General features: G+C 73.4%; 8 protein-coding genes. 4 read left to right on the forward strand and 4 right to left on the reverse strand.

Annotation, left to right across the window (positions count from 1 at the left end; all coding sequences use genetic code 11):
* Both G9H72_RS20560 and G9H72_RS23560 read left to right on the forward strand, forming a co-directional pair.
* A partial coding sequence (locus tag G9H72_RS20560; protein WP_196791463.1) for an OmpL47-type beta-barrel domain-containing protein occupies positions 1-993 on the forward strand: 993 nt, incomplete at its 5' end.
* A gap of 129 nt (positions 994-1,122) precedes the next feature.
* Positions 1,123-1,818 carry a group II truncated hemoglobin gene (locus tag G9H72_RS23560; RefSeq protein ID WP_407939619.1) on the forward strand — a complete coding sequence of 232 codons (696 nt, stop codon included), beginning with the start codon at positions 1,123-1,125 and terminating at the stop codon, positions 1,816-1,818.
* A gap of 23 nt (positions 1,819-1,841) precedes the next feature.
* Here G9H72_RS23560 and G9H72_RS20570 read toward each other — a convergent pair whose 3' ends face one another.
* Positions 1,842-2,264 carry a VOC family protein gene (locus G9H72_RS20570; RefSeq protein ID WP_166174699.1) on the reverse strand — a complete coding sequence of 141 codons (423 nt, stop codon included), beginning with the start codon at positions 2,262-2,264 and terminating at the stop codon, positions 1,842-1,844.
* Positions 2,265-2,380: 116 nt separating this feature from the next.
* On the opposite strand from G9H72_RS20570, the gene G9H72_RS20575 reads away from it, so the two are divergent.
* Positions 2,381-3,349: a helix-turn-helix transcriptional regulator gene (locus tag G9H72_RS20575; protein ID WP_166174701.1), complete on the forward strand. Its 969-nt coding sequence runs from the start codon at positions 2,381-2,383 to the stop codon at positions 3,347-3,349.
* Between the two features lie 5 nt (positions 3,350-3,354).
* Here the strand turns inward: G9H72_RS20575 and G9H72_RS20580 are convergent, their stop codons facing one another.
* Positions 3,355-3,696, reverse strand: a complete 342-nt coding sequence (locus tag G9H72_RS20580) for a hypothetical protein (RefSeq protein ID WP_166174703.1) — start codon at positions 3,694-3,696, stop codon at positions 3,355-3,357.
* Positions 3,697-3,746: 50 nt separating this feature from the next.
* On the opposite strand from G9H72_RS20580, the gene G9H72_RS20585 reads away from it, so the two are divergent.
* Entirely contained in the window at positions 3,747-4,181 is a 435-nt protein-coding gene (locus G9H72_RS20585) for a VOC family protein (protein WP_166174707.1), read from the forward strand.
* Between the two features lie 20 nt (positions 4,182-4,201).
* Here G9H72_RS20585 and G9H72_RS20590 read toward each other — a convergent pair whose 3' ends face one another.
* Positions 4,202-5,614, reverse strand: coding sequence for a DUF2252 domain-containing protein (locus tag G9H72_RS20590; RefSeq protein WP_331272473.1), 1,413 nt, complete (start codon positions 5,612-5,614; stop codon positions 4,202-4,204).
* 65 nt (positions 5,615-5,679) lie between these two features.
* Positions 5,680-8,174 (reverse strand): ABC transporter permease (locus tag G9H72_RS20595; RefSeq protein WP_166174705.1); only part of this gene is annotated, 2,495 nt, incomplete at its 5' end.

Consider the following 8,174-nt stretch of genomic DNA (forward strand, 5'->3'; position numbering starts at 1 on the left):
GTCGACAACGGCGCCTTCACCGCCTACTCCACGCCGTTCACCGTCTCGGCGCCGGGCGCGCACACCGTCCGCTTCCGCGCCACGGACGTGGCGGGCAACGTCTCCCAGGTCGGCTCCACCAGCTTCACGATCGTGGCCCCGACGCCCACCGACACGACGGCTCCGACGACGGCCATGACGCAGAGCCCGGCCGCCCCCAACGGCCAGGACGGCTACTACACGTCGTCCGTCACGGTGACGCTGGCGGCGACGGACAACCAGGGTGGCAGCGGGGTCGACCGCATCGAGTACAAGCTCGACGGGGCGGCCAACTGGACGACGTACACCGGGGCGATCACCATGAGCGCGGACGGCCAGCGCACGCTGGTCTACCGGGCCGTGGACAAGGCCGGCAACGCCGAGGCCGACAAGTCGCTCAGCCTCCGCATCGACGCGACGGGCCCCGTCATCACGGTCACCGGCCTCGTCGACGGCTCCAGCTACGACCAGTCGCGCTCCGCCACGGTGTCGTTCTCGGCGACCGACGCCGGCTCCGGTGCCGGCTCGACGACGGCCACGCTGGACGGCGCGGCCTTCACCTCGGGCACGACGGTGAGCTTCGCGGACCTGTCGCTCGGGTCGCACACGCTGGTGGTCACCTCCCGCGACGCTGCCGGCAACGACAGCACCACGACCATCCGCTTCACCGTCACGGCCGTGCCCACCGGCACGACCCTGGCTTCGCTGCAGGCGGACATGAACGGCTTCGTGGCGGCCGAGCGGCTGAGCCCGCGGGTCGCGGCCAGCCTCGAGGACCGGCTGTCGCGCGCCGCGACGGCCGCCGAGCGGGGCAGTGAGAAGTCGGTCATCCGCTTCCTGCAGGAGTTCATGGCTCGTGCGAACAACCAGATCAAGGGCGACGCGGACGACTACGCCGTCCGCGACGAGCTGATCGCCGCGGCCCGCGAGCTGATCGCGGAGTACGAGGCGCTCGACGAGGAGGAGGGCTTCTAGCCTGGAGCCTGCCCGACTCACTGCACTGCCGGAAGGCGCCGTCCCGTTCAGGGGCGGCGCCTTCCGTTCGTTGTGCGCTGTGGGCGAAGGGGGCTTCCGCCGGGCCGTGCCGGGGACGACGGTCACGCCATGGACGGGCCGTCGTACGACTCGGTGGGTGAGGACGCGCTGCGCCGTCTGGTCGTGGCCTCGCATCCGGCGGTCCTTCGGGATCCGTTGCTGCACCCGCTCTCCGGGAGCGGGCACGTCGACCACGTCGACCATCTGACCGCGTTCCTGGAAGAGGTCTTCGGCGGGCCGCCGCGCACGGAGGAGCTGGGAGGGTTCTCGAGGCTCGCGCCACACCGGGGCAAGCGCATCACCGAGGAGCAGCGGCGGCGCTTCGTCGAGCTGTTCCTCCGCGCGGCCGACGTCAGCGGGTTCCCGGACGACCCGCGGGCCCGGGCCGCGCTGCACGACTACCTCGAGTTCGGGACCGAGGTCGCGGTGCAGAACTCCCACGCGGCTGGCAGCCAGCGAGGGACTGCACCCGTGCCAGGAGGTCCCGCACTGGGACTGGTGAGCCCTCACCGCCTCGTCCCACCAGGGCACGGCCGGGCCCTGCGCCGTCTGCCGCGAGGGCCCGCTCCGTCCTACGCGTCAGCCCTCCGTGGTGCCCCGCTCGCGCAGCCACGCGATGGCCGCCTGCGCCCTCGCGACCACCGGGCACGGGTCGCGCGCTCCGCGGCGTCGCCCCGGACCTGGATCCGGCCCGGTCGAACTGCTCGAGGCATCCGGCTGCCCACGGTAATCGCCGGAGAACAACTTGCGCATAGAGCTTCATAGAAGCTCGATGCGCGAGTTGTCGGTCATCCGGTGTACTCGGCCACCACGTCGAGAACCCACACGACACCGAACCTGTCCCGCAGCATGCCGTAGAGCGGCGCCCACGGGGAGGGGGCGAGCTCCTCGACCACCGTCGCCCCCTCCGCGAGCCGCTTCCAGTGGTCGGTGATCTCGTCCGTGGAGGTGCCGCGGACCGAGACGAAGAACGAGTTCTCCCCACGGTCCCACGGCAGCCGGCCCGGGACGTCGTACGCCATCACGGAGAAGCCGTCCTCGGTGCGGACCTGCCCCCAGAGGACCCGGTCGGACTCCGCCGGGTCCTCGACCCGCTGCGCGTCGGCGTACGTGAAGATCGCCAGGTCGCCCCCGAACACGGAGCGGTAGAACTCCAGGGCGGCCCGGGCGTCGCCTCGGAAGTTCAGGTGGGTCGTCGTGGTCACGGTCATGACGGGCTCCTCGCCTCGGGTACGCGGTTCGTGCGGCGGGCTGAGCGCCGGCCGCACCGACGACGCTAGGGCGCACTCGTGCCACTTCCTGGCCTCAATTGCCGGACACTGGACGGATGGCCGTGACGAGTGCCCGCACCCTGCGCCTGCTGTCGCTGCTGCAGTCACGTCGGCACTGGCCCGGTGACGACCTCGCCGACCGGCTCGGGGTCTCGATCCGGACGCTGCGCCGGGACATCGAGCGGCTGCGCGAGCTGGGCTATCCCGTGCAGGCCCAGCGTGGCGTCGACGGCGGGTACGCACTGGCGCCCGGGGCGGCGCTTCCCCCGCTGGTGCTCGACGACGACGAGGCGGTCGCGCTGGCCGTCGGGCTGTCCGCCGCGGCTGCGACGGGGGTCGACGGGCTGGCCGAGCCCTCCGTCCGCGCGCTCGCCAAGGTCGTGCCCGTCATGCCCACCCGGCTACGGCGCCGGGTAGACGCGCTGCGCACCGTGACGGTCCGCGGGTCCTGGGCGGCGGAGTCCCCACCCGGGTCGGGGGTGGACCCTGCGGTGCTCGCGGTCGTCGCCCTCGCATGCCGGGACGCCGAGCGGCTCGCGTTCGGCTACGCGTCCGCGAACGGGGCCCGGAGCGAACGCGAGGTGGAGCCGTTCCGCCTGGTGCCCCTCGGGCGCCGCTGGTACCTGGTCGCGTGGGACCCCGCCCGGAGCGACTGGCGGGTGTTCCAGCTCGACCGGCTGAGCGCTCCACGCACGACCGGCGGCAGGTTCGCGCCCCGCAGGCTGCCCGCCGCGGATGCCGCCGAGTTCGTCCGCGAGCGCGTGAGCGGCGGGGCGGAGCGGTACGAGGTGGAGGCCGTCGTGGACGCGCCGGCGGAGGCCGTGCGACGACGCTTCCGCTGGTGGCTGTCGGTCGAGGACCTGGGGGAGGGGCGGTGCCGTGTCCGGCTCGACGTCGACGACCTGACCTGGGCGGCGGTTGCGCTGGGGCTGGTCGGGGCGGGGTTCGAGGTGCTGCGCCCACCCGAGCTGCGCGGCGCCCTGCGCGACATGGCCGCGCGCTTCGCGGCCGCCGCCGGGCGGTGAAGGCGTCAGTCGGCGGCCGCCTCGCCGCGCCGCCTCCGCTCCTGCTCCTCGAGGATCCTGTCCACGCACGCCACTGCGTCCCACCAGCGCTCGGACGTGGGCTCCCGCCGCCACGCCTTCGCGGCCGCAACGGCGCGGTCGTACAGCCCGCGCTCGAGGCCCTGCCCCCGTCGCGCGGCCTCCTCGCGGTCGGCGACCAGGTGGTTGAGCAGCATGGCCACGTCACCATAGGACGCGTTCGTGAGGGTGCGTGCCCGGAAGTAGCCGAGGTTGTCCTGCCAGCGGCGACGGTGCCACGCGGCGCTGTCGGGCCGGGGGAGGAACGCGGGCAACGGCGGCAGGGGCACGCGTCATCCTTGCAGCGGCGGCCGGGCGAGGGAACTAGGGTGGGACGGTGATGGAGCAGCGACTGAGCCTCGTCACGCTGGGCGTACGCGACCTGGCCCGCGCCAAGCGGTTCTACGACGCGTTGGGCTGGCGTGGCCAGGAGGCTCAGGAGACGGTGTTCTACCAGGCCGGCGGCATCGCGGTCGTGCTGTGGAGCAGGGCGGCGCTGGCCGCCGACAGCGGGCTGGAGGATGCGCCGATGCCGGCCTTCGGAGGGATAGTGCTGGCGCACAACGTACGGTCGCGCAGGCAGGTCGACGACATCCTGGCGAGCGTCGAGGCCGCGGGAGGGCGCGTCACCAAGCCGGCGCAGGAGACCTTCTACGGCGGCTACGCCGGCTCGTTCGTCGACCCCGATGGCCACCCGTGGGAGGTGGCGCACAACCCCGGTTTCGGTCTCGCCGAGGACGGCGCGCTCGTGCTGCCGGACCTGTCCGCCGGCTGACCGTCCCGCCCGAGGGCGGCTCAGACGCCCGACTCGGCGGGCAGCCGGCCCGAGCGCACGGCGGCGAGCAGCGCCGCATGGTCGGCCTCGGCCCGGTCGGCGTAGCCCGCCGCGAAGGTGGTCAGGGCGAGGTCGAGCTCGTCGGACTTGCCGACGTAGGCCGCGAGCACCCGAGGGTCGAGCGTCCGGGCATGGGCACGGGCGAGCAGCGCGCCACACAGCCGCGCGTAGTCGTCGAGCTGGTGTCCGCGCAACGTCACCGGGTCGATGCTGCCCTTCATGTCGCGGAAGGTGCGGACCAGGAACGGCCGCCCGGAGACGGTGGCCCAGCCGAGCAGCGGGTCCGAGGCGGTCTGCATGGCCCGCTGGCCCAGGACGACCCGCCGCCCGTCGTGGCCCGGGCCCGGCTCGCACGCCGGGTCGGCCACGTGGACGCTGCTCCGCGCTTCCTTGACCTGCAGGACGAGCGCGTCGTCCTCCCCGTTGCCGTGCAGCAGCACGACGTAGGCGCGGGTTCCCACGCTGCCCACCCCGACCACCCGGAAGGCGACGTCCGCGACCGTGAACCGGGCCAGCAGCGTCCTGCGCTCGGCCGGCAGCGTCTCGAGGTAGCCGCGCAGGCCGTCCTCGACGGCGCGCTCGTCGACGCCGACGACCTGGGTGAGGACGGGCGGCTGCTCGACGAACCGCCACCCGTCGTTCTGCACCCGCTGGGTGAAGCGCGCGGCGACCTTCGCCGAGCCGTTGCCGACCGCCTTGTCCCGCACCCGGTCGAGCGTCCCGGCGAGGTCGTCGACGTCCGCAGCCGCCAGCACCTGGGCAAGGTCGAAGGTCCACGCCTGCAGGAAGGGGAGCTTGGCCAGCGTCCGAGCCGTCTGCCGGTACGCCCGGGCCGCGTCGTAGGCCGCCTGCCGGCAGGTGTCCTCGGGTGCGCCGGCCTCGCGCCCGGCCACGACGACCGATACGGCCAGCCGCTTGAGGTCGTACTCCCACGGCCCGACGACGGTCTCGTCGAAGTCGTTGACGTCCAGCACGAGCCGGCGCTCCGGCGACGCGTAGAAGCCGACGTTCGATAGGTGCGCGTCCCCGCAGATCTGCGCCGTCAGGCCGCTGACCGGGCTGCCGGCCAGGTCGTGGGCCATCACGGCCGCGGCGCCGCGCAGGAAGGCGAAGGGGCTCGCGGCCATGCGCCCCACCCGCAGGGGGACGAGGTGCGCGAGCCGCCCGTCGTTCGCCCGCTCGACGAGCTCGACCGGGTCCCTGTCCGCGCGCAGCGGTGCCGCGTGGGCGGAGCGGGACACCGCGCGCCGCGCCGCCTTGCCCCGCGCCCGGGCCTCCGCCTGGCCCGACCACACCGCCTCGGGCGCGGCGAGGGCACGTCGGGGAGTGCCGCCGGAGGTACGCGGCGAAGGAACGGTGGCGGTGATGGTCACGTCGAGCTCTCCCCGGAAGTGGTCTGCGGCGGACAGAGGAGTCTCTGTGGCGGCCTGATACACCCCTACTCGCCGGTGATGGCGCGCAGCACGTTGAGCCGTGCCGCGCGGCGCGCCGGCCACAGCGCGGCGAGCACGCCCACGACTCCGGCGAGCAGCAGGAAGACCAGCAGGCTCGCGTACGGGACCGACAGCTCGCTGATCCCCTCGCTCTCCAGCACCTGCTGCAGCAGGACGCCGAACACGAGCCCCAGGCCGAGCCCGAGCAGCGCGCCGAAGAACGCGATGACCACGCTCTCGTAGACCACCATCCTGCGCAGCTGCCGGCGGCTCATCCCGATCGCGCGCAGCAGCCCGATCTCCCGCGTCCGCTCGATGACGGACAGCGCCAGGGTGTTCACGATGCCGAGCACAGCGATGATGATCGCCAGTGCGAGCAAGCCGTAGATCATGTAGAGCAGCTGGTTCACCTGGTCCTTGTTGCTCTTCTTGAACTCCTCCTGGTCCTGCAGCTGGAGGGTCGGGTACTGGCCGATCGCCCGTTCCAGGGCGGCCGTCGTAGCCGTCGGGTCGGCGCCGGCGGCCAGGTTGACCGAGAGGAACTGGTCGCGGTTGCCGCCACCGAGCCGGTCCCAGACCTCGAGGGGGACGTTGTAGGGGCCGAGGCCCGGGTTCTCCTCGACGATCGCGCCGACCGTCAGGTCGGCGGACCTGCCGGTCGGGAACTGGACCTGCAGCTGCTGGCCCAGGGCGATCCCCACGGCCTCGGCCTCCCGGTCGGTCACCATGACCTCGCCGCGTCCCAGCGCGGAGCTGTCCCCGGACACGAACGTCAGCTTCAGGGCCCGCTCCAGGCCCTCGGCGTCCACCCCCGCCACCTGCTCGGTGCTGCCGTCGACCCGGGCGTTGCCGAACCGCTCCCGCACGACCTGCTCGACCCCCGGCACCTGCTTCAGCTGGGTGGCGAGGTCGCCGCTGAAAGCGGTGCCGGCCGCGTCCTGAACCACGTAGTCCGCGCCCACCGCGTCGTCGACCAGCTTGTCGACGGAGGCGTTCGCCGAGGCGGCGAAGACACCGAAGCCCGTCACGAGGGCGAGGCCGATCATCAGCGCCGACGCCGTGGCGGCGGTGCGCCGTGGGTTGCGCCGGGCGTTCTCGCTGCTGAGGCGGCCGACGTTGCTGCGCCGGAACGGGCGCCCCAGCAGCGCGACGACCGGGATGCCGATCACCGGCGCGAGCGCGATGACGCCCACGAGCGTCAGCAGGACCCCGAGGCCGAGGTACGTCGCGCTGGCCCCGCCGCTCGCGGTCACCGCGCCGACCATGGCCGCGACGCCGAGAGCGGTCAGCACCGCGCCGACGATCGCGCGCACCCGCAGCGCCCCGGAGCCGAGGGCGACGTCGTCGCGCAGCGCGGCCACCGGCGCGACTCTCGACGCGCGGCGGGCCGGGGCGTACGACGCGGCGAGCGTCACGAGCAGCCCGACCGCGACACAGACGACCACCGTGCGTGGCGCGAACACCAGCCCCACGGCACCGAGGTCGAGGCCGATGGAGCTGAAGAGCGCCTTCAGCCCCGCCGCGATGCCCGTGCCGAGCGCCAGCCCGATCGCGGACCCGACGAGGCCGACGACGGCGGCCTCGAGCAGCACCGACCGCGTGACCTGACGCCGGCTGGCCCCGATCGCCCGCAGCAGCGCCAGCTCGCGGGTGCGCTGCGCCACGATCATGGAGAAGGTGTTGACGATGATGAAGGACCCGACGAAGAGCGCGACGCCGGCGAAGGCGAGCAGGGCGGTGTTGATGAAGCCGAGCCCCTGCTTGATGTCGGAGGACACCTTGTCGCTCTGCTCCTGCCGGGTGAGGACCTCGTACGTCCCCGCTCCCAGCGCCGCGTCGACCCGTCGCTTGAGCTCCTCGTCCGAGATCCCGTCGGCCGCGTACGCGGAGACGGTCGTGTAGGTGTCGGGGTCGGGGAGCAACGACTGCGCCGTGGCCGGGTCGAAGGCGGTCAGGGTGGCACCGGCGAGGTTGCCCGAGGTGCCGAACGTGAAGACGCCGACGAGGGTGGCCTCCTGCCGCGGCCCCTGCGGCATGAGGAGCGTGACCGTGTCGCCGATGGAGAGATTGCCCTTGTCCGCCGCGACACTGTCCACCGCCACCTCGCCGCGGCGCTGCGGCCCACGCCCCTCGGTGAGGGCGAGGGGGGAGCGCGAGCTGCCCGACCAGTCGAGCCCGAGTCCCGGGGCCCCCTGGGTGCCGAGCACCTGGCCGTCCTCGTCCAGGATGTAGACCCCGTCGACCGAGACGTCGCCCGTGGCCTCCGCGACGCCCTCGACCGATCGGACCGTCTCCAGCGTGGCCTCGGGGACGGTGAGGACGGGGGCTTGTCCTCCGGTGAACGTGTCGGTCTCGAAGGCGGCGCGGGGGTTGACGGTGACGTCCGCGCTCGCCTGCTCGAACAGGTCGTCGAAGGACTTGCTGATCGTGTCGGTGAAGATGAAGGAGCCGGCCACCATCGCGGTGCCGAGCACGACGGCGACCGCGGAGAGGGCGAGGC

The sequence above is a fragment of the Motilibacter aurantiacus genome (genome assembly GCF_011250645.1).
GTDB lineage: Bacteria > Actinomycetota > Actinomycetes > Motilibacterales > Motilibacteraceae > Motilibacter_A > Motilibacter_A aurantiacus.

What these genes read in the sequence shown, in the direction of transcription:
- G9H72_RS20570 (WP_166174699.1), bottom strand. Translation starts at nt 2,264, where the DNA reads ATGACCGTGACCACGACGACCCACCTGAACTTCCGAGGCGACGCCCGG.
- G9H72_RS20585 (WP_166174707.1), top strand. Translation starts at nt 3,747, where the DNA reads ATGGAGCAGCGACTGAGCCTCGTCACGCTGGGCGTACGCGACCTGGCC.
- G9H72_RS20575 (WP_166174701.1), top strand. Translation starts at nt 2,381, where the DNA reads ATGGCCGTGACGAGTGCCCGCACCCTGCGCCTGCTGTCGCTGCTGCAG.
- G9H72_RS23560 (WP_407939619.1), top strand. Translation starts at nt 1,123, where the DNA reads ATGGACGGGCCGTCGTACGACTCGGTGGGTGAGGACGCGCTGCGCCGT.